We start from the raw sequence: 24697 nt of genomic DNA, 5'->3' as shown, positions 1-24697 counted from the left end.
TCTCTCCGTAGCCCGCGACCTGGGGCTCAAGGAGCCCTATCAGGGTTCGGTAGCCCTGGTTTCCGGGGAGATCGCCCAGGACCTGGCTTATTATCTTACCATCTCCGAACAGATACCCTCTGCGGTGGCCCTGGGGGTGCTGGTGGATGTGGACGGCTCGGTCAAGGAGGCCGGAGGGTTCCTGGTGCAACGTATGCCTCAGGCCGATGAGGAGGATATCGCCAGCGCGGAAAAGGCCCTTTCCACCCTGGCCCCGGTAACCGAACTCCTCTCCCAGGGGCTTTCCCCGGAGGAGATCCTGGAGCGTATCTTTCCCGGACGTATCGAGATCCTTGAACGTCGGGAGGTACGCTATCGGTGTCGCTGTTCGCGGGAACGGGTGGAAGCCGCTCTGGCCGCCCTGGGTCGGGAGGAATTGCTTGAACTCATCGCCCACGGGAAACCCGCCCGGGTGACCTGCCATTTCTGCGGAAGGGGATACGAAATCCCCGTGGAGGACCTCCGGCGGATCCTGGCCGGACTGGAAAGGCCGCATTGAAGGGTTATCTCCTTCTCTGGAAACTTCTGCAGGAGGGGGTGGAGACCGGGGTTTTCCCCGGTGCGGTGGTGGGTATCCGAACCCCCGACCGAAAGGTCTTTTTAACCGCGGGCTACCGGGGACTTCTCCCGCGGCCCGAGGAAAACGAGGAGGATACCCTTTACGACCTGGCCTCGCTTACCAAACCCCTGGCCACCACGATCTCCGTAATGCGCCTTCACGGGGAGGGAAGACTCTCCCTTGGAGCCCCGCTTTCCTGTTTTTTTCCCCGGGAATACTTCGGGGAGAAGGCCTATTTAAGGGTGACCGTAAGGGATCTCCTTTCCCATCGGGGGGGATTTCCGGCCTGGCGTCCCTATTTTGAGCGGCTTCTGGCCCTTCCCCGGACCGCGAGAAGGGAACACCTTCTGCGCTTTATCCTCTCCGAACCCCCGGTTTTTTCCCCGGGTGAGGGGGAGCTTTATAGCGATCTGGGGTTTTTTCTCCTGGGGGAAATCGTGAGCAGGGTTTCGGGAAGACCCTTGGAGGAATACGCCGAGGAAAGCCTGGGTAAGCTCATTCCAGAATACGCCGGGGAGCTCCTTTTTCGCCCCCTGGACAAGGGGGTCCCTTCCCGGAGGATAGCTCCCACGGAAAGGTGTCCCTTTACCGGGCGCTGGCTCCGCGGGGAGGTGCACGACGAGAACACCCGGGTCCTGGGCGGAGTTTCGGGGGCCGCCGGACTTTTCGGAAGTGCCCGGGCGGTGCTGGCCCTCCTGGAAGTTCTGCTGGAGGTCTGGAAGGGCCGGCCAAAAGGGGGGCTTTCTCCGCAGATCCTGCGCTATTTCTGGGGGTTTCGCGGGCGGGGAGGTCTGAGGGCCCTGGGTTTCGATCGCCCTTCGTTCCGGGATTCCAGCACCGGCCCTTTCTTCCCCCGCACCGCCCTGGGGCATCTGGGTTACACCGGTGGCGCCTTCTGGCTGGTTCCAGAAAAGGAGGTGGCGGTGGTCCTTCTCAGCAACCGGGTGCATCCCTCCCGTAAGAACGAGAAGATAAGGGCCTTTCGTCCTCGCTTCTTTTCCGAGGTGGCCCTTTTTCTGCGGTGTTACCGCAGAGCGAAAATGTCACCCTAACTGCAAGGGGAAAATGTCACCCCCTTCCTGAGTCCTCTTTTTAAGCCTGAGTCTGGTCTTTCGGCAAGCCTTCTTTTGCCTCCTGACCTCCTCATAAGGAATCAGCTCCCCTCCCGGGTGATAAATCCTGAAGCTCCCATCAAATAACTTTCTTACTTCTACTTTTACCCCAGAAAGCCTCATGGTGAGCCTGGGCGGTTTGAGCTGCAAAATCCTCCCTTCTACCGAAATCGTAAAATCCCCTTTGACCTTCCTTTCCATCCTTTGACTCAAAATTTCTTTGAGATTGGACGGAGGCTTCCTCCAGGCCGGATCTTTATCTTCAGCCTCAACCGCAAATCTACGGTTGTAGCGAGGAATAAAAATCTCCCGAAGGTAGCGGTTTGCCTCATCTGGGGTATGTATGCCTTTGGCCGCCAGCTCTTTTCTTAGGCGATCCTGGAAGGTCCTGAAGGATCTTTCTATTCGGCCTCTGGCCTGAGGGCTTCGGGCATAGATGAGGCCTATGTCTAATTCAGCCATGGCGGTCTGAAAAGCGGTAGGCTTTTCGGCGGACTGTTTCACATGGACTCCTTCGTGTCGAGTGGTGAGGAAGATAGAATGGCGATCGAGGTAGAAGCGTAAAGGAAGTCCGTAGCGAAGGAAGAGGTTGTAGCAGAGGCGGAAGTAATCCTTCACGGTTTCCCGTGGGACAAAAAGGCCGGAGAGGGCTTTTCCGGTGGCATCGTCCAGGGCCAGAAGCAGAGTATATTTCTCTTGGCCGAACCAGACCTCAATGGAGCCATCAAGAAAGACGATTTCTCCTTCTTTTTTGGAGCGAGGGCGTCTTTTTCTTCGTCTGTATTTTTGGGCTTTAGGTTTATAGAGTTTGGCTTCTATAAGCCAGGATCTTACGGTTTCGCGGGAAATAGCGATACCGTGTTCTTCTTTCAGGGTATCGGTGAAATGAGAGAGGTTGAAGTCCTGGTACTGAGAGCGGAAGAGGTGGAGGACTTTTTGTTTTAGTTCTTGGGGGTAGGCATTGTGAGGTGAGCGGCCACAATTTCCGTGGATCAGGGCTTTGGGACCTGATTCGCGGAATTTTTTCTTTAAGCGTTTGAAATGTCTTTCGGAGATGTTGAGGGCCTGGGCGCCTTCTTTGGAGGTAGTTATTCCCAGGACGGCCATAGAGAGGACATGGTAACGATGGGCCACTTTCATGATCCGCCCCTCCTTCTTTTGCCGATTTTCCATAGGCTCGACCTCCGGCAGGAGAATTCGAGCCTATGGTTTTACCAGGAGGGGGTGACATTTTGGCTTTGCAATTAGGGGTGACAAAATCGCCTTGCAGTAACAACCTAGATCCATCCAACTTGACTTTCTGGCCGCTTGGAATTATTAAGATTTAAGCTTTGGGGATGGAGTCCCCCGTAACCGCCCGCGGGGCCGGGCTGATGACTCCTGCCGTGCAGGCTTCTGTAGCGGGAGGAGTCGTAATCTTCTAGCGACGGCCCCGCTATATTAGGAGCCTGCAAAAAGGCCCCGAAATTACGGGAAGGGAGGACTCTGATGCCCCGGTATATTGTCTTTACCCATCTCATTTCTTGCCTCTTTTGTTTTTCTCCTACCTGATCTCCAGAATCTCCAAGCCCTTTGAATAGCTTTCAGGCCGTCGTCCGGTCCGCGGTTACTTTATAAGCGGAGCGGAAAGGAGGCATCTATGGAAAAGCGTATTCTATTCAATATCCTGCAGGTATTGGTAGTTATGGGGTTTTCGCCTCTGGCGGTGGGAGTACTCAACCGCCTCAAGGAAATCGTGCAGTCCAAACGGGGGCCAAGCATCTTTCAGCCCTACCGGGATCTCTGGAAGCTCTTTTCCAAGGACGAGGTCGTACCGGAAGAGGCTTCCTGGATATTCCGCGTGACCCCCTACATTGTTTTTGTGGCCCCCATCTTCGTGACGCTCCTTATCCCTGTGCTTACCGATTATCCCCTCTTCTGGGCTTTTATGGCCGACATGGTAGGTGCCGGATTCGTCCTGGCGCTTGCCGGATTTTTCACGGCCTTGGCGGCCGTGGATACGGCCAATCCTTACGGGCCCATGGGCGCAAGCCGCACCCGTATGATCGGCTTCCTGGCGGAACCGATCTTTCTCATCGTCTTTTTTACCGTCTCCTTTTTGGCCGATTCCACCATTCCCTTTATCGTGCAGAAAAAATGGGTGACCCCCCTTTCTAACTTTTTCGAGCCCTCCCATATCCTGCTCCTGGTGGCCTTTGTCATGCTCATCCTGGCCGAGAAGGGACGCATCCCGGTGGATAACCCCTCGGGTCATTTCGAACTGGCCATGATCGAAGAATCCAAGAGCCTTGAATACTCGGGGCGGGGTGCCGCGCTGATGAAGTGGGGCAGCTTTATGAAGTTTTTCGTGCTCATGATCGTCTTCCTGAATGTCCTTCTGACACCCTGGGGGCTCGCTTCGACCCTGAGCTGGGGAGCGGTCTTAGGGGCCATCCCCCTGGTGCTGTTCAAGATTCTGGTATTCATCGTATTCCTCGTTTTTATCGAATCCTCCTTGGCGAAGCTGAGGCTCTTTCGGATAAACGAATTCATGAGCGCCGCCTTTGTTATCGCCGTAATCGCCATGCTGATGGGTGCCTTTAAGCACTAAGGAGGCGAACGATGCAAACCTTTCACGGTATGACCCCCCTCATAGACCATCTGAACGCGCTGGCCGGAGGTTTATTCATTGTCGCCGCTTTAGGGATCGTGGCCACACGCCAGGTGCGTGCCTGCCTCAAATTTTTCATCTTTCAGTCGATTTCCCTGGCAGCCTCCGCCTTCCTCTTGGGGGCCAGGCCCTTTTCCGTGCACCTTATGGCCGTGGGAGTCATTAACCTGGTGACCAAGGTCATCTTTCTACCGTGGCTTCTGGGGCGTCTGGTAAGGGAAGAGGTTTACACACGACGGGAAATCAACCAGGTTCTCAGTATTCCCGCCTCCCTTCTCCTGGCTCTCTTGCTTACGGTTGCGGCCTACTTTTTCTGCCTGCCCTGGTTGAAGGCCGCCCACATCATGGGTGCCCCCCGGATCAATCTGCCCGTGGGGCTGGCGGGCCTTCTCCTTGGGGCCTACACGCTGGCCAACCGTCGGGAAGCGGTCCCGCAGCTTTTGGGGCTCCTGGCCATGGAGAACGGGGCCTTTTTCGCCGGGATCGCCATAGCGCCTGATCTTCCGCTTATCGCCGAAGTGGCGTTGGCCTTTGACCTTCTCGTTTTCATTTTCGTGGTCGGGGTGCTTACCCGGGCGGTCCATGAACGAGTGGGAACCACCGCCGTGGGCGCCCTTAACAGCCTCCGGGAGGAGGGACACCAATGATATTGCTGGCGATTGTAACCATACCTTTAGCCGTTGCCGTGTTGTCCGCCTTTTTCCGTAGCCAACGCCTTGCCTCCGCCATGACCTTCATGGCCGCTGTGGCCATCCTGGGACTTTCGGCGGGAGCAGCCCTGAACATAATAACCTCTCCGAACCATCTGCTGGTGGCCATACCCCACTGGCTGGCTCTTGATGCCCTGAGTGCGGTCATTCTCTTGCTGGTGGCTGTAGTGAACCTCACGGCAGCGCTTTTCTCCATGGGCTACATGCACTTCAGGGACCCGGGTGGTGTCCGGCGATACTATCTGAACTACAACCTCTTCGTCTTTTCGATGCTCCTCGTGCCGCTCATCCAAGAGCCCAGCCTCGTCTGGGTTGCCGTGGAGCTAACCACCGTCTTTTCCGTGCTGCTGGTCGGTTTCGAAGACACGCAGGAGGCCCTGGAGGCTGCCTGGAAGTATGTGGTTCTCACCATCATGGGGGCGGCCATCGCCCTCTTCGGCTTCCTGATGCTCTATTGGGCCGCGAGGCAAGCCGATGTTCCCCATCATACATGGTCGGGGCTCCTTGCGGTGGCGCCTCAGATGTCGCCGGTGCTACTTAAGGCGGCCTTTGTTTTTATTCTGGTGGGCTTGGGCGCCAAGATCGGGCTGGTGCCGCTTCATACCTGGCTGCCGGATGCCCACAGCCAGGCGCCGACGCCCGTTTGCGCCCTCCTTTCCGGTGTGGAAACCACCACCGTACTTTACGTGATACTCCGTCTCTTACCCGTAGTGTCCCAAGCCCCCGCCATTCACGCCCATACGTGGATACTGGCGTTCGGGCTGATCTCCGTGGGTACGGCGGCCTTCCTTTTGATAAATGTCCGGGATTACAAACGGCTCTTTGCCTTTTCCACCGTGGAACACATGGGGATCATCATGGCCGCAGCCGGCCTAGGGGGCGCTTCGGCCCATGCCGCGGCCATGCTTCAGATAATCGCTCATTCCTTTACCAAATCGTTTTGTTTCTATACCGCTGGTGGGCTTCTTCTGGAGATGCGGACCCGGGATATTTCCTCGGTGCGCGGGTTGATTCGCAGGGAGCCTTTCACGGCTTCGGCCCTGCTTCTCGGAGGGCTGGCCATTGCGGGGGCGCCGCCGTTTGCCCTTTTCCTTAGTGAGTTCTCCATTTTGAGGGCCGGATTGAACCGAGGCCAGTATCTGGCCGCGGGGCTCTTGGTGATTTTCATTGCCATTGCCTTTTCTGCCATCATGAACCACATAAGCCGCATGGTGTTCGGCCCAGACGAAGGCGGTGGTTCCCTTCGTTCCGGGTCCCTACCCCTGAGCTGCAAAATTACCCTCATAATCGCGGCCATACCGGTTATCGTGCTTGGAATCTACATTCCGGGGGCCCTGCAAAAGCTAATCGCCCTCGCCGCAGCGGTCATAGGAGGTTAGCCATGAAGCTGCAAGAAACGCTCAGGCAGGTGCAGGCCCTTTGGCCGGAGGTGGAGATCAATATGGACGCGCCTTCCATGACGGCCGAGATTCGCTGCAAGCCTAAAGAAGTGGCCCCGCTATGCGACTGGTTGTTTCACCAGCAAAATTATCATTTTGGCGGTCTGGTGGTGGAAGAAAATGGCCGGTGGGAGCTCTACTATCTTTTCGTGGGGGAGGGTGAGAGGGGGCGCATTCAGGTGAGAACCAGTGCACCTCTTGAAGAGCGGCGCTTTGAGAGCGTAAGCGTGCGTATTCATGCCGCTGACTGGCACGAACGCGAGGCCGAGGACCTTTTCGGGCTGATCTTCGAGGGTCATCCGCGCCTGGGCGATTTCATTCTGCATGACGATGTCTGGGGGGAAGGCGTCGAACCCATGCGCAAGGGGTCCGACCTGAAGAAGATCCTTTCCAAACGCAGGCCGCGTGAGGAGTGGCGCCCTATAAGGATCGTGGATGTGCCCGGAGCCTTCGTCATGCCCATAGGCCCTGTCTTTTCCGGAGTGGCCGAATCCGTCCATTTTCAGCTGGAGACCATCGGAGAGGAGGTCCTTCGTGCCTTCCCCCGGCTCTTTTTCAAGTACCGGGGTGTGGAAAAGATGGCGGAAGGGCGTTCCGCAGACGATGCCCTGCTTTTGGCTGAAAGATTTGCGGGCGCAACGGCCTTCTCCCATGCCCTGGCTTTCAGTATGGCCCTCGAGCAGATCCGGAAAGTGGAGGTGCCGGAGCGCGCCCTGGTATTGCGCTGCTTTTTTGCGGAACTGGAGCGCCTGCGCAGCCACCTGGGGACCATCGAGGATATTTGTAACTCCACCGGACTGGCAGTGGGCGCAAGTCAGGTGGGCATCCTGGAAGAAGAGGCCCTGAGACTTACGGGTTCTCTCGCCGGTCATCGCTATCTTTTTGGTTTGGCTATTCCGGGAGGACTAAGCCGCGATTTCGACAACGAAACCTTGCGGGAGGCCGTTAGCAGGGCCAAAGGAATCGTTCGTCATCTGGAGGAGATCGAAAGACTCCTGATCAACACCAGCAGTTTTCTGGACCGAATCGAAGAGGTGGGGATTGTCAGGAAGGATCAGGCCCGCGAATATGGGCTGGTAGGGCCGGTGGCCCGTGGCTCCGGCTACTGCAACGACCTCCGGAAACTTCAACCATATGCGGCATATAGGGCCTTTGAGTTCAGGACGCCCTGCGAGGAAGAGGGAGACGGCTACGCCCGCCTCAGGGTTCTCTTCGCCGAGGTCCGGGAGTCGTTGCGCCTCATGGAACAGGCCCTCTCCGAACTTCCGGACGGACCGATCTTTGTGGAGAGCGAACCTGCGGCAGGGGTGGCCTTAGCCGGGGTGGAGACCCCGCGCGGCACCACCTGGCACTGGGTGCGCGTTGATGAAGAGGGGAAGATCCAGAGGTACCGCCTGATTACGCCCTCTTTTATCAACTGGCACGGATTTCACCTGGCGGCGGAAAATTTTGCCTTCCAGGATTTCCCCATCATCTTAGCCACCTTCGGGCTCTCTGTAGCAGAAAATGATAGGTAAGAAAGGAGTCGGGCTATGAGTAGATGGGTCTTAAAGGGATTGCAGACCGGTGTCGTCACCACGCGGTACCCCGCAGGGGAAGAACTCTCTCCCGGGACCACTCCGGGCCTGCCGCAGGCCCTGCCCTGCGGAGAGGCCGAAAGCGAGGCCCTGATCTCGCGCTGTCCCACAGGGGCCCTGCGCCGGGCGGTGGGCCAGGTGGCGGTGGACCATGCGCGGTGCGTGCACTGTTATCGCTGCGCCCGCGGCATAGCCGAGCCACTTCCGTGGGAGAAAGGGTTCGAGTGGGCGATCTTCCGGGGCGAATCGGAGGTGCCTAAAACATTTGAGCGGTCCTTGCACATTCGCGTGGTCGATGCCGGCGATTGCGGCGCCTGCCTCAACGAGGTCAAACTCCTGAACAATCCCTTCTACAACATGCACCGGCTGGGATTTTTCATCACGCCCACACCGCGCAAGGCAGACGTCCTCTTGGTTGTGGGCCCGGTGACCTACCACATGGAGACCGCCTTGCTTAAGGCTTACGAGGCCATGCCCATGCCAAAACTGGTCATGGCCGTGGGGACCTGTGCCCTAAGCGGCGGGATTTTCGGGCCGGGGTTTGCGACCGGCAGGGGGGTGGCCGACCTACTGCCCGTTGACGTGGAGATCCCCGGCTGCCCGCCCCCGCCGCTGGCCATCCTGCACGGCCTGCTGGTGCTTGCCGGTCGCAAACCGGCGGCTCAATCGAAAGAGCCGACTGTCGCAGGCTAAAGGAGGAGGCACGCCATGATTGCTTTCGCTCATTTACTGGCGCTAACCTTCGGTATCTACTTTTTGGGAACAGTAGCGGTGCTACTGCTTCCGAGGAAGGCGGCCCGCCCGGCCCTGGTTTTTTTCGGGGGTGTGGGCTCTCTCGCGCTTCTTGTCTCCGGCATATGCGCCCTTTTTTCCGGCCATTCTTACAGCGCTTCCTTGTGGACCATTCCTTACATCGGAAACTTAACCATAGCTGTGGATCGTTTATCGGCCTTTTTCCTGGTGGTGACTTCCATAGTCGCCATGCCAGCTTCGCTTTTTGCCGCGGTCCGAAATGATGGCCAATATTCTCGTTCTCTTGCGGTACTGTTTCTAGCTTTGCTCCTTAGCCTCTTTCTGGTCCTAATCGCCGCCAATGTATTTTTGTTTTTCGTGACCTGGGAAATCATGTCCATTCTTATTTATCTCATGATCAATCAAGGAAAGCAGGAACGTCCGGGATATCTCATGCTGGCCACAAGCGAAACCGGTACGCTTGCTGTACTGGTCGCCTTGCTTTTGTTGTCCAGAACTACGGGCACGCTTTATTTTGAAGGAATGAAAGCGGGCAATTTCAGTATGACCCCCGCTCTTTATTGGGTCATTTTTATTCTTTCCTTTGCAGGGTTCGGCGTTAAAGCCGGTCTCATTCCTCTCAATTTCTGGCTTCCGCGGGCCTATACCGCGACTCCCCCCTCCTATATTCCGCTTATGGCCGGGGCCACCCTGAATTTGGGGCTGTACGGTATCATTCGGGTGAATATGACTTTCTTGCCCATGACCCAGGCCGGCCCCGGAGTGATCATGCTCGTCATCGGCTCCATCACGGCCTTTATAGGCGTCCTGTACGCCACCATTGAAGACGACCTCAAGACCCTGCTTGCGCATAGTTCTATTGAAAATGCAGGGATCATTACCGCGTCTCTCGGAGCGGGCGCCGTCTTTCTTGCTTCAGGTCACCGGGTGGCGGCGGCCATGGCCCTTGTCGCCGCATTCTATCATCTATCCAACCATTCTGTATTCAAGACCTTGCTTTTTATGGGGGCCGGGGAACTGGAAGGCGCCACAGGGATACGCAGCCTCGACCGGCTGGGTGGTCTTCTCAAGCGGATGCCCTGGACGGGGTTTTTCGTCCTGGTAGGGGCGCTTTCCATTTCCGCGATGCCGCCCTTTAACGGCTTCGTGAGCGAGTGGCTGACCTTCGAATCGTTGCTGCGCAGTGTCGAATTGTCCTCCCTCGGCATAAAGATAGCCTTTGTGGCCGCCGGGGTCGTTCTTGCGCTCACCGCCGGCCTTGCAGTGACCTGCTTCGTGCGGGCCTTCGCCATGGGGTTCTTGGGTATGCCCCGTTCAGAAGCCGTGCATAAGGCCCGAGAAACCAGAATTTCGGCCCTGGTACCCATGGCCTTCCTTGCCCTTCTGTGCTTGGTTCTGGGTGTGCTACCCACTTACGTAATTCCGACCCTAGATAAAGTGATTGCGCCCATTGCGGGCGCAAGTGGAACGAAGGCCTTAGTGCCCCCGTTTTTCAAGAACGCTTTGGCAGCTAGGGAGTTGCCCCCCAAGTTTGTGGCCGAGTTTCACGATCTCGGGGCCCAGGTCGGCAAGAATCTTTTGCCCGGTCGCGGTCTGGCGGTGATTCATCGGGGCGGTCAGGAGAATCCGGTGGTCTTCGCCATGTCCACCTCGTACATGTTCGTAACTCTTGTGATCTTTCTGGTCTTCTGCGCGGGTGCGGTGTGGCTCCTGGTGGCCCGACATAGAAAGGTGGAGCGTCGTCCCAGATGGGACGGAGGGGTAAGACGCTTCCTGCCGGAGATGACCTATACCGCTACGGGCTTTGCTCAACCGGTGAGGGTTATCTTTGAAGCCATCCTGCGTCCCAAGATGGTGAGCCGTCGCGAAGTCATCGCAAGTCACTTTCGGGTATCGATCGAGCAAAAGCGCGAGGAAGTACACCTGGTGGATCGTTTCGTATTGTACCCGATGACGAGGGCCGCCCAGAGGACCTCTTCTTTCCTGGCCAGAATGCACAACGGCCAGATAAACGCCTATGCAGCTTATGCCCTCCTGGCCCTCGTAGTATTTCTTATTATGGCCTTGGCCGTCTAAGTTCAGGGGAGAGGCAAAAGGAACTAGAGGCCAGCTGATTCGGCTGTCTAAAATAACCGTCAGCAGAGCCGGTTGCTGAGCTTGGGAACAGCTATATTCTCTGAAATTTTATTTGAGAGAGGTTATGAACAAAAATAGAGCTATCTATTTCATAATTTTGCTTGGATTGGTAAGTCTTTTTTCAGATATGACTTATGAGGCAGCAAGGAGTATCTCTGGGCCCTATCTTTCCTTTCTGGGAGCAAGTGCAGTTGCGGTGGGCTTTGCTGGGGGTTTTGGAGAGTTTGCAGGCTACAGCCTGAGATTTCTTTCGGGATGGCTGGCAGACAAGATCAAAACATATTGGGCTTTTATAATTTCTGGCTATGCCTTAAGTTTGTTTGCTGTCCCAGCCCTGGCTTTAGTTCATTCCTGGAAACTTGCGGTGATTTTATTGGTACTTGAAAGGCTCGGGAAGGCCTTACGCACCCCTGCGAGAGACACCCTTCTTTCCTACGCCACCTTTCGCATCGGTAGAGGTCTCGGTTTTGGAATACACGAGGCCCTTGATCAAGTGGGGGCTGTAGGTGGCCCCCTTTTAATTGCCCTTGTTTTTTATTTGAAAGGAGGCTACAGGGAAGCCTTCTCAGTGCTTCTCATCCCTGCTCTCATTGCCCTAAGCCTGCTTATCGTGGCAAGAAAGCTTTTTCCCATGCCTCAAGATTTTGAACTCTCCCCAAAAAGAATCTATGTCCTTGAGAGTAAAGGCTTTCCTAGAAGTTACTTTCTCTATCTCATAGCCATGGGGTTCTTTGGAGCGGGCTTTATAGATTTCATACTGATTGGATTCCACCTTGAAAGAGCAGGCCTTATCCCAAGGGAGCACATTCCCCTTCTCTACGCCCTTGCCATGGGAATAGACGCCCTTTTTGCCCTTATTCTCGGCTATCTCTTGGACCGCATTGGTCTTAAAGCGGTGTTTCTGGGAATTTTTCTTGACCTTTTTGCTGTACCCCTTATTTTTCTCGGTAAGCTTACCCTTTTGATAGTTTTAGGAATTATATTCTGGGGGATAGGGCTTGCTTCTCAGGAATCCATCATTAGAGCTTACATTGCGGAGCTTGTTCCTGCTGAAAGAAGGGCAGAAGGCTACGGGCTTTTCAGTGCGGTTTTTGGAATTTCTTGGTTTGTAGGAAGCCTTTTTATGGGGCTACTGTATGAGGTTTCCCCTGGCAGTCTTGTGGTATTATCTCTCGTTTTGCATGCGGTTTCACTTCTTTTGTTGAGCGGTAATGCTCCTTTGGTACGGCTCACCGACTGATTGAAAGCGCTCAGCCCGGTCAGGCGAGTGATCTATTGTGGGGCACCTCTGGGGCACTGCACGAACTCACGATTTCGCTAAATTTTTCGCGGGATCTATGCTTAGCAAAGCTAAAAAATTCAAATCCTGCCGCCCCGACCAGTTTTTGAAAGAGAAGGCAGGAAGGTTAATAAATCCGCCGGATTAGCGGTAGTGTTTGCGGATGGGTTTTAATATTCTCCATACACAGCGGACACCTTTCTTAAAGGTTACCAGATCTCCCTTTCCGAAGTGTACCTTGGAACCATCCTCAAGTTCTACTTCGGCTTCGCCTTCCACTACATAGAAGGTTTCGTCTTCGGGATAGTACCAGTCGAATTCGCTTTCTTCCTTTTCCCAGACCGGCCAGTTGAAGACTCCGAGTTTTTGGATCTCTTCGGAAGAGGGTTTCCGGATAAGGACTTTTTCTTCGCTACCCATGCGGCCCTCCCTCAAGGGTGTACTCAGGAGTAATTATAGCATTATTTTTTCTCCGGAGTCTTCCCGGGCCGGAGGTTTATCTATTCCAGTTCGTAAGAATAGTAGAGGGCAATGCCCTTTTTGCGGGCGTATTCTTCCACTTCCGGAGAGGAGATCATGTGGGTGACCAGAACCAGAAAGGTTCGGGGAAGGAGTTTTTGCAGGGGCTTTACCTTGCGCCGGATAAAGCGATCTATATCGTTTTTGGAAAGCTGGGCCTTGGCTTCGCCCAGAATTACCACCTCTTCACCGTTTCTTTGCGCGTGTCCGTAAATATTTACTTCCAGGTGGCGGCCCTTTTCGTCGGCAAGAAAGGTTCGGAGAAGACGGTCTTTCACCCGCAGCCCGTGATCCTTTTCCAGGAGGGGAGGAAGGCCCTTATAAGCCTGATTTTCCAGGGTGTAGCCCACGGTGATACTGAGCCCGCCGAGGTGTTGCCTGACCTCCTTCATCTCATCCTTCATGCGCCCCATCTCTCCGGTGAGTTTCCTGACATCCTCGGTGAGCTGGTCCACCCGCTGGGTAAGCTGATCCATTCGCTGGGTGAGCTGATCCATTCTTTCCGTAAGCTGATCCACCCGCTGAGTGAGTTTCCTGACATCCTCGGTAAGCTGGTCCACCCGCTGGGTAAGCTGGTCCATCCTCTGGGTGAGTTGGTCCACCCGCTGGGTGAGTTGGTCCACCCGTTCGGTAAGCTGGTCCATCCGCTGAGTGAGTTGATCCACTCGTTGGGTGAGCTGATCCATCCTCTGAGTCAGCTGATCCACCCGCTGAGTGAGCTGGCCCATCTGCTGGGTGAGTAGGTTAAGGTTTTCGCCCTGTTGTCGGACGATCTCTTTTAACTCGTTAAATTCCACTTTGGTTACGGTCTGGGCCAGATTTTCGTAGATTTCGGAGAGGGCCTTAAGTAACTTTAAGGCCGCCTCCTCCCCGAAACTGGCCCGAAAGTCTTCGAAGTATTTGAAGGGATTGAACATATCTCCAAAATATCCACCGTAAAAACAAAAATCAAGCCCGCTACCGCCTCCAGAAAGGATGACTCCTCTCGCATTGACTCTCCCGGAAAAACGATATAAAAAAAGACCAAATGTATCGAGAAAGCCAAAAATTAGAGGACCTGAAAGCCAATTTTTTATTCAAGGAGGAACTTTCGGCAGAAGAAGTAAAGTCTCTGGCCCGTCAATGGCAGGAGGAATATGGCCCGCGAGCCCTGGAGCGTTGTATCCAGGCCTGCCACCGCTGGGCCAGGCAATCTCTGGCGGAAAACCGCCAGAGAAGTGAGTATCTGGAGCGTATAGTTCCTCTTTACTTTCTTCTTTATCAGACCGTTTTGCTTTCCCGCCATGCTTCCAGCCGGGAGGAATTTTTGCAGGGGCTGGCCCGACTCCTTTTTCAGTCCCCGGGGATTCGGGCGATTCTGATAAAACTGGAGGACCAGACCCTGGCCTATCCGGAGGAAGCCTCCTCCCTGGCCTATAGATTTCCGTCCCGGTACCTCAACGATCCGGAATGGACGTGTCAGGCGCGCATCCTTTCCCCGGGGGAACTTCCGGAACCCTTTCCCCTGCAGTCCGGTCCGCTGGGGGTGGCTAAATGGATCCTTCTTCCCCTGATGCTGCGGGGCTGGGTCTCCGGAATACTCCTGGTAGGGACTTCGCAGAAGGTCTTTTCGGACTGGGAAAGGGTCCTTCTCCTGGAGGATCTTCCCGAGCAGATCAACGCCTCCCTGGAAATCATCCAGGAAAAGAAGCTGGAGGAGGGGCCCCTCTTTGATCCGCTTACCGGTTTACCGCTTGAGGGTTATTTCCTGGTGCTCACCGAACAGAGGCTTCGGGAGGCCCGGTCGCGGGGTCAGCGTCTCCTCATGCTGGCCATAGGGGTGGATCGCATGGTCCACGTGAATCAGGCCTTCGGTTTTCGCACCGGAGATGAATTGTTGCGTATCCTGGCCGAAAGGCTGAAAAACTTTGCGGATCCCTCCGGAGAGATAGCCCGGGGAAGGAGCGAGACCTTCTATCTCCTGGTTCCCGAGCCCCCGGATCTCTCGGATTATCTGGAAAGGCTTAAGGGGGCTTTAAGCGGTCCGGTGGATCTGGGGAGATTCCTCCTGGAGGTTACCCTTTCCATAGGTGTGGCCCGCTTCCCTCAGGATGCCCCTTCTCCCGGAGCCCTTCTCCGCCGGGCCCGCACCGCCCTTCACGAAGCCAAACGGCTGGGCGGAAACCGGGTCGCGTTCTTTTCCGAGGATCTCCATCGCCGGGCCCGCACCTTCCTTACCCTCCTGCCTCGCCTCCGGAAGGCCCTGCGCCACAAGGAATTTGTGGTCTTCTGTCAGCCGCGCCTGGATCTGCGAGAGGGACGGATCTGCGGGGGAGAGATTCTGGTGCGCTGGCAGGATCCCGAACGCGGGCTGATACCGCCCGGGGAATTCATCTGGGTCCTCGAGGAATCCGGGCTCATCAGCGAACTGGGGCTCTGGGTGGCGGAGGAAACCTGTCGCATCCTCCTTGACCTCCCCCGGGAGATGTTTGTGGCCCTGAACCTCTCCTTTAATGTCTCTCCTCGACAGCTCTGGGGAGCCAATTTCGTTCCCCGTTTTCTGGATATCCTGCGAAGGTACCGGCTTTGCCCCACCCGCATCAAGATCGAGATCACCGAAAGCATTTTCATCGAGCACACCGAGGAAATCACCGAGGAACTGCGGAAGATTGCTCGGGCCGGGGTCAAAGTGGTTCTCGATGACTTCGGCACCGGATATTCCTCGCTCCATTATCTCTCCCGCCTTCCGGTCCACGATATCAAGATAGATCAATCCTTTGTTCAGGGGCTGCCGCATTCGGAGAGTCATCTGGAGATCGTGAAGGCCATCATCGCCCTGGCTCGGGCCCTGGGAAAGAGGGTGGTCGCCGAGGGAGTGGAGACGGTGGAACAACTTCGTTGTCTGCAACGGCTGGGGGTGGACGAGGTCCAGGGTTTCCTTTTCTCCCCTCCGGTCCCCTGGGAGAGGTTCCGCCAGTGGCTGGACGTTTTCCCCGAGGAATGGAAGACCTATCTTCAGGCCTCTTCCCGCGAAGTTGAAGATCAGGGTAATCTCTGTTAAGTCTTCCTCGTACGTCCCGTAAAGGGGTCTTCCCAAGCCCGAAAGGAGGAATCTATGAGGATCCTGGTGACCGGGGGGGCCGGTTACATCGGTTCGCATGTGGTGAAACTACTGGGAGAGAGGGGGTATGAGGTTATCACCTACGATAACCTTTCCACCGGACACGAATGGGCGGTGCTTTACGGAAAACTGATCCGGGCGGATCTGGGCGATCGGGAAACCCTGCGTAAGGTGTTTCGGGAGTTTCGTCCCCAAGCGGTCATGCATTTTGCGGCTCATATCGTGGTCCCGGAAAGCGTGAGAGATCCCCTCAAATATTATCGGAACAACGTAGTACATACCCTTCAGCTCCTGGAGACCATGGAGGAATTCGGGGTAAAGGATTTTATTTTTTCTTCCTCCGCTGCGGTTTACGGGATTCCGGAAAAGATTCCGGTTCCGGAAACCGCTCCCTTAAAACCCATCAACCCTTACGGAGAAACCAAGGCCACGGTAGAGAGGATCCTGAGGGATCTAAGCCGGGCAGGAACGGGCTTTCGATACGTGTCCCTGCGATATTTCAATGTGGCCGGAGCCGACCCGGAAGGTCGCATAGGTTTTGCCTATCCCGATCCCACCCATCTCATCATCCGGGCGGTGAAGACCGCCAAGGGGGAACTGGAAAGGCTGGAGATCTTCGGAACGGATTATCCCACCCCGGACGGAACCTGTATCCGCGATTTTATTCACGTAACGGATCTGGCTGAGGCCCACCTTCTGGCCTTGCAGTATCTTCTGGAGACCGGAAAAAGCGAGATCTTCAACTGCGGTTACGGACACGGATACTCGGTGCTGGAGGTGATTCGGGCGGTGAAAAAGGTAACCGGTCGGGATTTCCCGGTGGTCGAGGCTCCCAGGCGCCCCGGGGATCCCCCGGTGCTGGTGGCCGAGAACCGTAAGATTCGGGAAAGACTGGGCTGGCGCCCGCGCTACGACGATCTGGAGTTTATCGTGAGGACCGCCTGGGAATGGGAAAAAAGGACCTAGGGATGCTCGCGGGCCTTGCGGTTCAGACCGTAAGCCCAGGCCAGGATAACGGCCACCGCCTCGTAAAGTTCCGGGGGGATTTCGGCCTCTATCTCCAGGCGGAAGAGTTCCCGGATCAGTTCGTGATCTTCGCGAATGGGAATGCCGTGCTGGCGGGCCAGTTCCAGGATGAGTTCCGCCAGATATCCCTGCCCCTTGGCCACCACCCGGGGGGCCCGGTCCTTTTCGGGTTCGTACTTCAGGGCTACGGCCTTTTTCTTCTCTCTCCCTGGCATGAAGACCAAACCGGCTTATCTTTATGTTAGACTTTTTCGGTGATTTAGGCTATTTAATTAAATAACGTTTTCGGAGGGAGGTGGCGAATGAAACTCACACTTTCGGTTATTAAGGCGGACATTGGAGGTTTTGTAGGACATTCTACCACCCATCCCGAGGTGGTGGCCAAAGTAAGGGAGGTGGCTGAAGCCGGAAAGGAAAAGGGGACCATCCTGGATTGTTCGGTGATCACCTGCGGTGACGACATCGCCATGGTGATGACCCATACCCATGGAGTGGATGCGGAGCGGGTGCATAAGCTGGCCTGGGATGCCTTTATCGCCGGAACGGAGGTGGCCAAAAGCCTTAAGCTTTACGGAGCCGGACAGGACCTTCTTTCCGATGCCTTTTCCGGCAATGTAAAAGGGATGGGGCCCGGAGTGGCGGAGATGGAGTTTGAAGAACGCAAAAGCGAGCCGGTGATCGTCTTTTTCGCGGATAAAACCGCTCCCAGCGCCTGGAACCTTCCCCTGTACGAGATGTTTGCCGATCCCATGAATACCGCCGGTCTGGTGATTGATCCGTCCATGCACGATGGTTTTACCTTTGAGGTCATGGATGTGTATTCGGGAAAGGCCATTCTTCTCAAGACCCCGGCCGAACTTTACGATCTGCTGGTCTTTATCGGGGCCACCAGTCGTTATGTGGTAAGAGCGGTTTACCGTAATTCCGACGGTGAGATCGCCGCTGCGGCCTCCACCCAGAAACTTTCCCTCATGGCCGGTCGTTACGTGGGGAAGGACGATCCGGTGCTTATCGTGAGGGCGCAGAGCGGTTTCCCGGCGGTGGGAGAGATCCTGGAACCCTTCGGGCGTCCCTGGCTGGTGGAAGGGTGGATGCGGGGGTCTCATACCGGTCCGCTCATGCCGGTATCCTTTGCTCAGGCCAAGCCCACCCGCTTTGATGGCCCGCCCCGGGTCATCGCGGCGGGGTATCAAATCTGCGAGGGCCGACTCATCGGGCCGAACGATCTCTTTGATGATCCGGCCTTTGATGTGGCCCGGGAACGGGCGGCGCATCTGGCTAACTTCCTGCGGCGTCAGGGGATCTTCGAACCCCATCGTCTGCCTCCGGAGGAGATGGAATACACCACCCTTCCCAAGGTGCTGGAAAAGCTTAAGGATCGCTTTAAGGACGTGGGCGAACCCGAGGCCAAGGCCCCGGGTTCCGGGGAAGGCGAGGTCCACGAATAATATTTTCCGGTCTAGAATCGGCTCCGGGGGATCTCGCCTCAGGGGGGTCCCCCGGAGGAAAGAGGGTTCAGGGATTCCAGCTCTTAAGATGGCGGAGAAAGGAGTGATCCTTGCGAAACGTGCCGGAATTCAGGCTCTATAACACCCTTACCCGCAGCAAGGAGGTCTTTGAGCCGCTTTCACCCCCCAGGGTCAATATGTACGTTTGCGGTATTACCGCTTACGATGAGGCTCACCTGGGGCATGCTCGGGCGGCGGTGGTGTTCGATGTCCTTTATCGTTTCCTGAGGTATCTGGGTTACCGGGTGGTATATGTTCGTAACTATACCGACATAGATGACAAGATCATCAACCGGGCGCTAAGGGAGGGCCGTTCCTGGCAGGAGATTGCCGAACAGTACATCCGGGAATATCAGGAGGAGATGGCGGCCCTGGGGGTGTTAAAGCCCACTCATGAACCCAGGGCTACCGAACATATTCCGGAGATGATCGCCCTGGTGGAAAGATTACTGGCCCGGGGGGTGGCCTACGTGGTGGACGGAGAGGTTTACTTTGCCGTGGAGAAGTTCCCCGGCTACGGCAAGCTTTCCGGTCGCCGGCCGGAAGACATGCTGGCCGGGGCGCGGGTGGAGGTTTCGGAGAAGAAACGCAATCCGCTGGATTTCGCCCTGTGGAAGGCGGCCAAGCCCGGCGAGCCCTTCTGGGATAGCCCCTGGGGCCCGGGGCGTCCGGGCTGGCATCTGGAATGTTCAGCCATGAGTCTCAAATACTGCGGGGAGACCCTGGATATTCACGGCGGAGGCCTGGACCTCATCTTTCCCCATCACGAAAACGAGATCGCCCAGAGCGAAGCCGCCACCGGAAAACCCTTTGTGCGCTACTTTGTGCACAACGGCCTTATCACCGTAAACGGGGAAAAGATGGCCAAGAGCCTGGGCAACTATGTAAGTGTTAAGGAGTTGCTTTCCCGTTACCATCCCGAGACCATCCGGTTGTTCCTGCTCACCAAGCACTATCGCAGTCCTCTGGATTATACCGAACAGGCCATAAAGGAGGCCGAAAAGGCCCTTTACGGCCTTTACGGGAGCCTTTATTTTCTTCAGAGGATAAAATCCGTCCGGGAAGGGGAATTACGTAAAGGGGGAAGACGCCTGGCCCAGGCGCTAGAGACCTTTCAGGAACGCTTTGTCGCCGCCCTGGCCGACGATCTCAATACCGCGGTGGCGCTGGGAGAGGTGTTCAACCTTCTCTCCGAGGTGAATCGTTTTCTCCCCGCAGCCCGAGAGGCTACCTCAGCCGAGGCCCAGCTGGCCACGGAGGTGCTTAGAGTTATAAAAGATCTTCCCGGGGCCCTCCTCGGAGTGGGAGGAGCGGATCCCGAAAGCTTTATTCAGGGGGAGAGGGAGCGGAAATTGGCCCGCAGGGGGCTTTCCCGCCGGGAGGTAGAGGAAAGGCTCCAGGCCCGGGAGGAAGCCAGAAAGGCTCGCGATTTTGCCCGGGCCGATGCCCTGCGCGAGGAACTATTGCGTCTGGGAGTGGAGGTGCGGGACACCCCCTGGGGGCCCTTCTGGATGGTGGAGGCATGAAGGTACCCTGGTTCGATCTCGCCGCCATAGCCATTTTGCTGTGGTTTGTGATTCGCACCGCCTGGATCGGTTTTTTCCGGGGGCTTTCCTCCCTGGCCGGTTTGATCCTAGGGTTTGTCTATGCCGGAAATCTGGCCCCCAGGGTCCGAGACATCCTGGCTCCGTGGTTTAAGGGGTATCCCTGGCTGGAGGCCGTAAGCTGGATCCTCGGCTTCCTCATCATCTTCCTGGGGATGTTCATCCTGGCCGAGATCCTTACCCGGATCTTCGAGTCGGCCCATCTCTCCGGGTTGAATCGCCTGCTGGGAGCCCTGCTGGGATTGGTCAAGGCCTGCGTGTTTCTTTCGGTGCTTCTCTTCTTCCTGGTGAGTTTCTATCCCCGCACCTCGGAGATAATAAAGAATTCCCGGGTGATGCCTCTGGTGTTGCGGACCACCCGGATCCTTATCGAACTGGTCCCGCCGGAACTCAAACACCGTTTCAATTATCACTGGCGTCGGTATTTCGGCCCCTCGGGAAAGGCGATCTGAGATGTCCTCCGCCGGAAAGGCCTTGGAGAAATTACTGGAGATCGTGGAACGCCTGCGCGGTCCGGACGGTTGTCCCTGGGATCGTAAACAGACCCCGGAGACCCTCCGGAAGTATCTGGTGGAGGAGGCCTACGAGGCCTATGAGGCCATCGGCGAGGGGGAGGCCGCCGAGGTCCAGGAGGAGCTGGGGGACCTTCTCTTTTTGATCCTGATGATCGCCTATATCTATCAGGAAAGGCAACTTTTTACCGTGTCGGAAATGCTCGAGCTCTGTGCCCAGAAGATGATCCGCCGGCATCCGCACGTTTTCGGAGAGGAAAAAGCGGCCAGCGCCGAGGAAGTTGTGGCCAGATGGCAAAGGATCAAAGAGAAGGAAAAGAAGGAAACGGAGAGCGCGATCCTGGGAAATCTTCCCCGCAGTCTTCCGGCCTTACAGCTGGCCTACCGGCTGGGGGAAAGGGCCTCCAGGGTGGGCTTCGACTGGAACCGACCCGAGGAGGTCTTTCCCAAGTTGCGCGAGGAATGGGAGGAACTGGAAGCCTCCCTGCGTTCCGGTTCGCGGGAGGATCTGGAGGAGGAGATCGGGGATCTACTTTTCACCCTGGCCAACCTTTCCCGGAAACTGGGAGTAAATCCCGAGGAGGCCCTCAAGCGCAGCCTGGAAAAATTCCGGAGGCGCTTTACAGCCATGGAAAAATTCTTTCGGTCTCGGGGAAAGGATCTCCGGGAGGTCTCCCTCGAGGAAATGGACCGGGTATGGGAGGAGATCAAGACAGGGGAATGAATCCGGTCATCGAACTGGAAAAGGTAAGTTTTGCCTACGAGGAGGAACCGGTTCTTGAGGAAGTCTCCCTCCGCATCTATCCGGGGGATTTTTGTGCCCTCATCGGCCCTAACGGTTCCGGAAAATCCACTCTGCTCAAGATCGTGGTAGGGCTTCTTCAACCTCAGTCCGGCCGGGTGCGCCTTTTCGGGGAGGATCTTTCCTCCTTTCGGCAATGGTGGCGGATAGGTTACGTTCCCCAGAAGGTTACCGCCCTGGTGGACCGGGTGCTTCCCCTCACGGTGCATGAGACCGTGGCCCTGGGGCTGCTTAACAAACCCGTGGGGAAGTCCGAACAGGCACAACGTATTGCCGAGGCCCTGGAGACGGTAGGGCTTCCCGGGGCTTCGGGGAGACTCCTGCGCGAACTCTCCGGTGGTCAGCAGCAAAGGGTCTTTCTGGCCCGGGCCCTGGTGGGAGAACCCGAGGTCCTTCTTCTGGATGAACCCACCACCGGGGTGGATTTTGCGGCGCAGGAAAAATTTTATGATCTGCTGGGGGAGCTTAATCGCCGGGGGCTTACCATCCTCATCGTAACCCACGACATCGCCATGGTGGATCGACACGTAAAACAGGTGGCCTGTCTCAACCGGCGTCTGGTCTTCCACGGCGAACACAGCGAATTTTGCCGGCACCCGGAGATATGCGGTTTCTTTTCCGGGGGCCATCATATCCTCGGACACTGTCACTGATGGACTTAAAGATTTACATCCTCTTCTGGCAGGCCTTTCTGGCTGGTCTGGCCCTGGGAGCAGCCTCCGGGCCGGTGGGGGTATTCCTGATCCTGCGGAGGGACAGTCTCCTTCCTCATGCCCTTACCCATGTAGCCTTTACCGGCGTGGCGCTGGGGTTTCTCCTGCACGGCGCTCCGTTGCCCCTGACCCTGCTGGTAACCGTGCTTGCGGCTTTTGCGGTCATGCATATCCGGGAAAAGGCCGGCATTTACGAGGATACCGCGGTGGGCATTCTGGCCGGCCTGGGACTGGCCCTGGCCGTGGTTCTGGCCTCCCTGGCCCGCAGTTACGACGTGAGACTTCTCACCTATCTTTTCGGCAACATCCTGGTGATCACCCCGGAGGAAGCCTTTCTGGCCCTGGGTCTGGCGCTTCTGATTCTCCTTACCCTGGCCCGTTTCTGGGAGGCCCTGCTCTTTGTTTCCTTTGACGAGGAATCGGCCCGGGCCTCGGGTCTGCGGGTAAAGCTTTTGAAACTCCTGCTGGCCCTGTTGACCGCCCTTCTGGTGGTGATCGGTATGCGCCTGATCGGTCTTCTTCTGATCTCGGCCCTGATGGTTATCCCCGGGGCCGCGGCCCTGGAGGTGGCCCGCAGTTTTCGCCAGTCCCTGTGGTTTTCGGCCCTGTTCGGGACCCTTTCCGTGGCCGGAGGGCTCGTCCTCTCCGTGCTGCTCGATCTTCCGCCCTCCGGGGCCATCGTGCTCTTTTCCGGGTTCATCTTCCTGGGAGGTTTTTTGGTGCGCAGGACCGTGGTGTGATAAAATAAACGCCCGTCATGGAGCTGATAGATACCCACGCCCATTTAAATCTGGGAACGAATTATCGGGATCTGCCCGAGGTGCTGAAGCGGGCCCGGGAGGCCGGGGTTCGGGCCATTGTGGTGGTGGGGATAGATCTTAAGACCTCGCGAAAGGCCCTGGAACTGGCCCGGGATCATCCGCATTATCTCTATCCGGCGGTGGGGGTGCATCCCCACGAGGTAAAGAAACTCACCGAGGAGGATTATAAGGAACTGGAGAGCCTGGCCGGCCGGGCCGTGGCCCTGGGAGAAATAGGTCTGGACTGGGTCAAGGAATATTCTCCCCGGAAGGAACAGATGGAACACTTGGAGAGACAACTGGATCTGGCCCGGCGCCTGGGGCTTCCGGTAATCCTTCACGTGCGCGAGGCCTATGCCGAGGCCCTGGAAATACTCAGAAAGTACGCTCCTCATCCCATGGTGTTCCACTGTTTTGCCGGAGGGCTGAAGGAGGCCCGAAAGGTACTGGATCTGGGAGGATTCCTTTCCGTAACCGGGATCGTGACCTTTCCCAAGGCGGAGAATATCCGGGAGGTGGTGCGATATGTCCCCCTGGAATCCCTGATGCTTGAGACCGACTGTCCGTTTCTCAGCCCGGTTCCCTTCCGGGGAAAACGCAACGAACCGGCCTATGTGCGATATATATGCGCACGGGTGGCGGAGATTAAAGGGGTCCCGGTGGAGGAATGTGCATGGCAAACCACTCTCACCGCCCGGCGCTTTTTCGGAATCTAGTACCCCTGGTTCTGGCCTCGGGAAGCCCCCGAAGGCGGGATCTTCTCGCTGCGCTGGGGCTTTCCTTTGAGGTGGTGCCGGCCGGGATCTCGGAGGAGATATCCGGGGAGACCTCAGCCCTTCGAACGGTAACGGAGCTGTCCCGGCGCAAGGCCCGGGCGGTGGCCGAAAGGTTCCCGGAAAGGGCCATCCTGGCCGCGGATACGGTGGTGGTGTGTGAGGGACGAATCCTGGGCAAACCCCGTCATCTTGCCCAGGCCCGGGAAATGCTGTCCCTGCTTTCGGGTCGCTGGCACGAGGTCTATACCGGTGTGGCCCTGCGTTACCGGGAAAGGGAGGATGTCTTTTTCACCTGCACCCGGGTCCGGTTTCGCAACCTCTCCCCGGAGGAAATAGAGGCCTACCTGGCTACCGGTGAACCCCTGGGCAAGGCCGGGGCTTACGCCATCCAGGGTCTGGCCTCGGCCTTGGTGGTGGAGGTGCAGGGGTCGGTAACCGGGGTGATCGGGCTTCCCCTGGCCGAAACGGTGGAACTTCTCCTGCAAAGGGGGATTATTGCCCCGGGTTCCGGATAAGGGGTATATTGAAAACATGCCCGGTCCCTCCCGAGGCCGAGGATTGCTGGCCGATATAAATGTCACCCCCCTGGTGGATGTAATGCTGGTGTTGCTCATCATCTTCATGATTACCGCCCCCCTTCTCACCACCGGACTGCGGGTGGATCTTCCCGAGACCCGGGCCGGAGAGGTACGTTCCCCGGGGAAACCCCTGATAATAACCATTACCAGGGAGGGTAAGATCCTGGTAGGGCGTGAGGCCCTGAGCCTGTCCCGTCTTTCGCGCTGGCTCTCCGAGGCCCGGGCCGCAGGGCTGGTACAGGAGGTCCAGGTGCGGGCCGATCGGAGGGTCCCCTACGGGGTGGTGGCCCGGGTCCTGGGCGAACTCTCCGGGGCCGGAATTACTAAGGTGGCTCTGATTACCCAGCCTCTATCCAATGAAGGCCCTTAAACCGTATCTGGGGTTAAGTCTGCTCCTGCACTTTCTTCTGGCCGGCATGTTCTGGCTGGAATGGCCTTCCCCCAAGGCCTACCCCACGGTGGAAGTGCGGCTGGTTTCCCTGAAGACCCGGGTCTCCGCGCCCTC

Annotated in this window: 24 protein-coding genes and 1 riboswitch; of the genes, 20 read left to right on the top strand and 4 right to left on the bottom strand. The window is 56.9% G+C overall.

Annotated features, from left to right (window positions below; all coding sequences use genetic code 11):
• Both F8J34_RS04180 and F8J34_RS04175 read left to right on the top strand, forming a co-directional pair.
• On the top strand, positions 1-538 hold a 538-nt coding region (locus F8J34_RS04180), incomplete at its 5' end, for an Hsp33 family molecular chaperone HslO (protein ID WP_297056749.1).
• The gene (locus F8J34_RS04175) at positions 535-1650 is read left to right on the top strand and encodes a serine hydrolase domain-containing protein (protein ID WP_297056748.1); all 1116 of its coding nucleotides are present in this window, start codon (positions 535-537) and stop codon (positions 1648-1650) included. The genes F8J34_RS04180 and F8J34_RS04175, both read left to right, overlap by 4 nt.
• On the opposite strand, the gene F8J34_RS04170 is transcribed toward F8J34_RS04175, so the two are convergent.
• On the bottom strand, positions 1642-2817 hold the full coding sequence (locus tag F8J34_RS04170) for an ISNCY family transposase (protein ID WP_297056751.1): 1176 nt from the start codon (positions 2815-2817) through the stop codon (positions 1642-1644). The two genes, F8J34_RS04175 and F8J34_RS04170, sit on opposite strands and share 9 nt — an antisense overlap.
• Before the next feature lie 217 nt (positions 2818-3034).
• Positions 3035-3100, top strand: a riboswitch (Fluoride riboswitch).
• A 249-nt stretch (positions 3101-3349) separates the two neighbouring features.
• Between F8J34_RS04170 and F8J34_RS04165 the strand changes: the two genes are divergently transcribed.
• The 7 genes from F8J34_RS04165 (at position 3350) to F8J34_RS04135 (ending at position 12215) form a co-directional block, all read left to right on the top strand.
• Positions 3350-4300 (top strand): NADH-quinone oxidoreductase subunit H, encoded by a 951-nt coding sequence (locus F8J34_RS04165; RefSeq protein WP_297056747.1) that lies wholly within the window; start codon positions 3350-3352, stop codon positions 4298-4300.
• An 11-nt stretch (positions 4301-4311) separates the two neighbouring features.
• A complete protein-coding gene (locus tag F8J34_RS04160) occupies positions 4312-5007 on the top strand; it encodes a hypothetical protein (RefSeq protein WP_297056746.1) in 696 nt (231 codons plus the stop codon).
• On the top strand, positions 5004-6449 hold the full coding sequence (locus F8J34_RS04155; RefSeq protein WP_297056745.1) for a proton-conducting transporter membrane subunit: 1446 nt from the start codon (positions 5004-5006) through the stop codon (positions 6447-6449). Before F8J34_RS04160 ends, F8J34_RS04155 begins: the two co-directional genes overlap by 4 nt.
• A 2-nt stretch (positions 6450-6451) precedes the next feature.
• Positions 6452-8026, top strand: coding sequence for an NADH-quinone oxidoreductase subunit C (locus tag F8J34_RS04150; RefSeq protein WP_297056744.1), 1575 nt, complete (start codon positions 6452-6454; stop codon positions 8024-8026).
• Positions 8027-8041: 15 nt separating this feature from the next.
• On the top strand, positions 8042-8779 hold the full coding sequence (locus F8J34_RS04145) for a hypothetical protein (RefSeq protein ID WP_297056743.1): 738 nt from the start codon (positions 8042-8044) through the stop codon (positions 8777-8779).
• 15 nt (positions 8780-8794) lie between these two features.
• Entirely contained in the window at positions 8795-10915 is a 2121-nt protein-coding gene (locus F8J34_RS04140) for a proton-conducting transporter membrane subunit (RefSeq protein WP_297056742.1), read from the top strand.
• A gap of 124 nt (positions 10916-11039) precedes the next feature.
• Positions 11040-12215: an MFS transporter gene (locus F8J34_RS04135; protein WP_297056741.1), complete on the top strand. Its 1176-nt coding sequence runs from the start codon at positions 11040-11042 to the stop codon at positions 12213-12215.
• 183 nt (positions 12216-12398) lie between these two features.
• Here F8J34_RS04135 and F8J34_RS04130 read toward each other — a convergent pair whose 3' ends face one another.
• Both F8J34_RS04130 and F8J34_RS04125 read right to left on the bottom strand, forming a co-directional pair.
• Positions 12399-12674, bottom strand: coding sequence for a cupin domain-containing protein (locus F8J34_RS04130; RefSeq protein WP_297056740.1), 276 nt, complete (start codon positions 12672-12674; stop codon positions 12399-12401).
• Positions 12675-12754: 80 nt separating this feature from the next.
• Entirely contained in the window at positions 12755-13690 is a 936-nt protein-coding gene (locus F8J34_RS04125; RefSeq protein WP_297056739.1) for a hypothetical protein, read from the bottom strand.
• 110 nt (positions 13691-13800) lie between these two features.
• Between F8J34_RS04125 and F8J34_RS04120 the strand changes: the two genes are divergently transcribed.
• Together F8J34_RS04120 and galE are read left to right on the top strand one after the other, a co-directional pair.
• Positions 13801-15813, top strand: a complete 2013-nt coding sequence (locus F8J34_RS04120) for a bifunctional diguanylate cyclase/phosphodiesterase (RefSeq protein ID WP_297056738.1) — start codon at positions 13801-13803, stop codon at positions 15811-15813.
• Positions 15814-15867: 54 nt separating this feature from the next.
• Positions 15868-16839 carry a UDP-glucose 4-epimerase GalE gene (gene galE, locus F8J34_RS04115; RefSeq protein WP_297056737.1) on the top strand — a complete coding sequence of 324 codons (972 nt, stop codon included), beginning with the start codon at positions 15868-15870 and terminating at the stop codon, positions 16837-16839.
• On the opposite strand, the gene F8J34_RS04110 is transcribed toward galE, so the two are convergent.
• The gene (locus F8J34_RS04110) at positions 16836-17114 is read right to left on the bottom strand and encodes an EscU/YscU/HrcU family type III secretion system export apparatus switch protein (RefSeq protein ID WP_297056736.1); all 279 of its coding nucleotides are present in this window, start codon (positions 17112-17114) and stop codon (positions 16836-16838) included. The two genes, galE and F8J34_RS04110, sit on opposite strands and share 4 nt — an antisense overlap.
• Positions 17115-17201: 87 nt before the next feature.
• On the opposite strand from F8J34_RS04110, the gene fbp reads away from it, so the two are divergent.
• The 9 genes from fbp to F8J34_RS04065 all read left to right on the top strand — a co-directional run bounded on the left by fbp (position 17202) and on the right by F8J34_RS04065 (position 24562).
• Positions 17202-18347: a fructose-1,6-bisphosphate aldolase/phosphatase gene (gene fbp / locus F8J34_RS04105; RefSeq protein ID WP_297056735.1), complete on the top strand. Its 1146-nt coding sequence runs from the start codon at positions 17202-17204 to the stop codon at positions 18345-18347.
• Positions 18348-18466: 119 nt separating this feature from the next.
• Positions 18467-19933, top strand: coding sequence for a cysteine--tRNA ligase (cysS, locus tag F8J34_RS04100; protein ID WP_297056750.1), 1467 nt, complete (start codon positions 18467-18469; stop codon positions 19931-19933).
• Entirely contained in the window at positions 19930-20463 is a 534-nt protein-coding gene (locus tag F8J34_RS04095) for a CvpA family protein (protein ID WP_297056734.1), read from the top strand. The genes cysS and F8J34_RS04095 overlap by 4 nt, the downstream gene beginning before the upstream one ends.
• Before the next feature lies 1 nt (position 20464).
• Entirely contained in the window at positions 20465-21247 is a 783-nt protein-coding gene (gene mazG / locus F8J34_RS04090; RefSeq protein ID WP_297056733.1) for a nucleoside triphosphate pyrophosphohydrolase, read from the top strand.
• The gene (locus tag F8J34_RS04085; RefSeq protein ID WP_297056732.1) at positions 21244-21978 is read left to right on the top strand and encodes a metal ABC transporter ATP-binding protein; all 735 of its coding nucleotides are present in this window, start codon (positions 21244-21246) and stop codon (positions 21976-21978) included. The genes mazG and F8J34_RS04085 overlap by 4 nt, the downstream gene beginning before the upstream one ends.
• On the top strand, positions 21978-22778 hold the full coding sequence (locus tag F8J34_RS04080; RefSeq protein ID WP_297056731.1) for a metal ABC transporter permease: 801 nt from the start codon (positions 21978-21980) through the stop codon (positions 22776-22778). The genes F8J34_RS04085 and F8J34_RS04080 overlap by 1 nt, the downstream gene beginning before the upstream one ends.
• 17 nt (positions 22779-22795) lie before the next feature.
• Complete coding sequence (locus tag F8J34_RS04075; RefSeq protein ID WP_297056730.1) at positions 22796-23554, top strand: TatD family hydrolase; 759 nt, start codon at positions 22796-22798, stop codon at positions 23552-23554.
• Entirely contained in the window at positions 23512-24129 is a 618-nt protein-coding gene (locus tag F8J34_RS04070) for a Maf family protein (protein ID WP_297056729.1), read from the top strand. Before F8J34_RS04075 ends, F8J34_RS04070 begins: the two co-directional genes overlap by 43 nt.
• Before the next feature lie 43 nt (positions 24130-24172).
• On the top strand, positions 24173-24562 hold the full coding sequence (locus tag F8J34_RS04065; protein WP_297056728.1) for an ExbD/TolR family protein: 390 nt from the start codon (positions 24173-24175) through the stop codon (positions 24560-24562).
• Positions 24563-24697: the final 135 nt, after the last annotated feature.

Source organism: Thermosulfurimonas sp. (genome assembly GCF_015491435.1).
GTDB lineage: Bacteria > Desulfobacterota > Thermodesulfobacteria > Thermodesulfobacteriales > Thermodesulfobacteriaceae > Thermosulfurimonas_A.
Note: the sequence above shows the minus strand (reverse complement) of the source record. Positions and strands in the feature narration are given on the sequence as shown.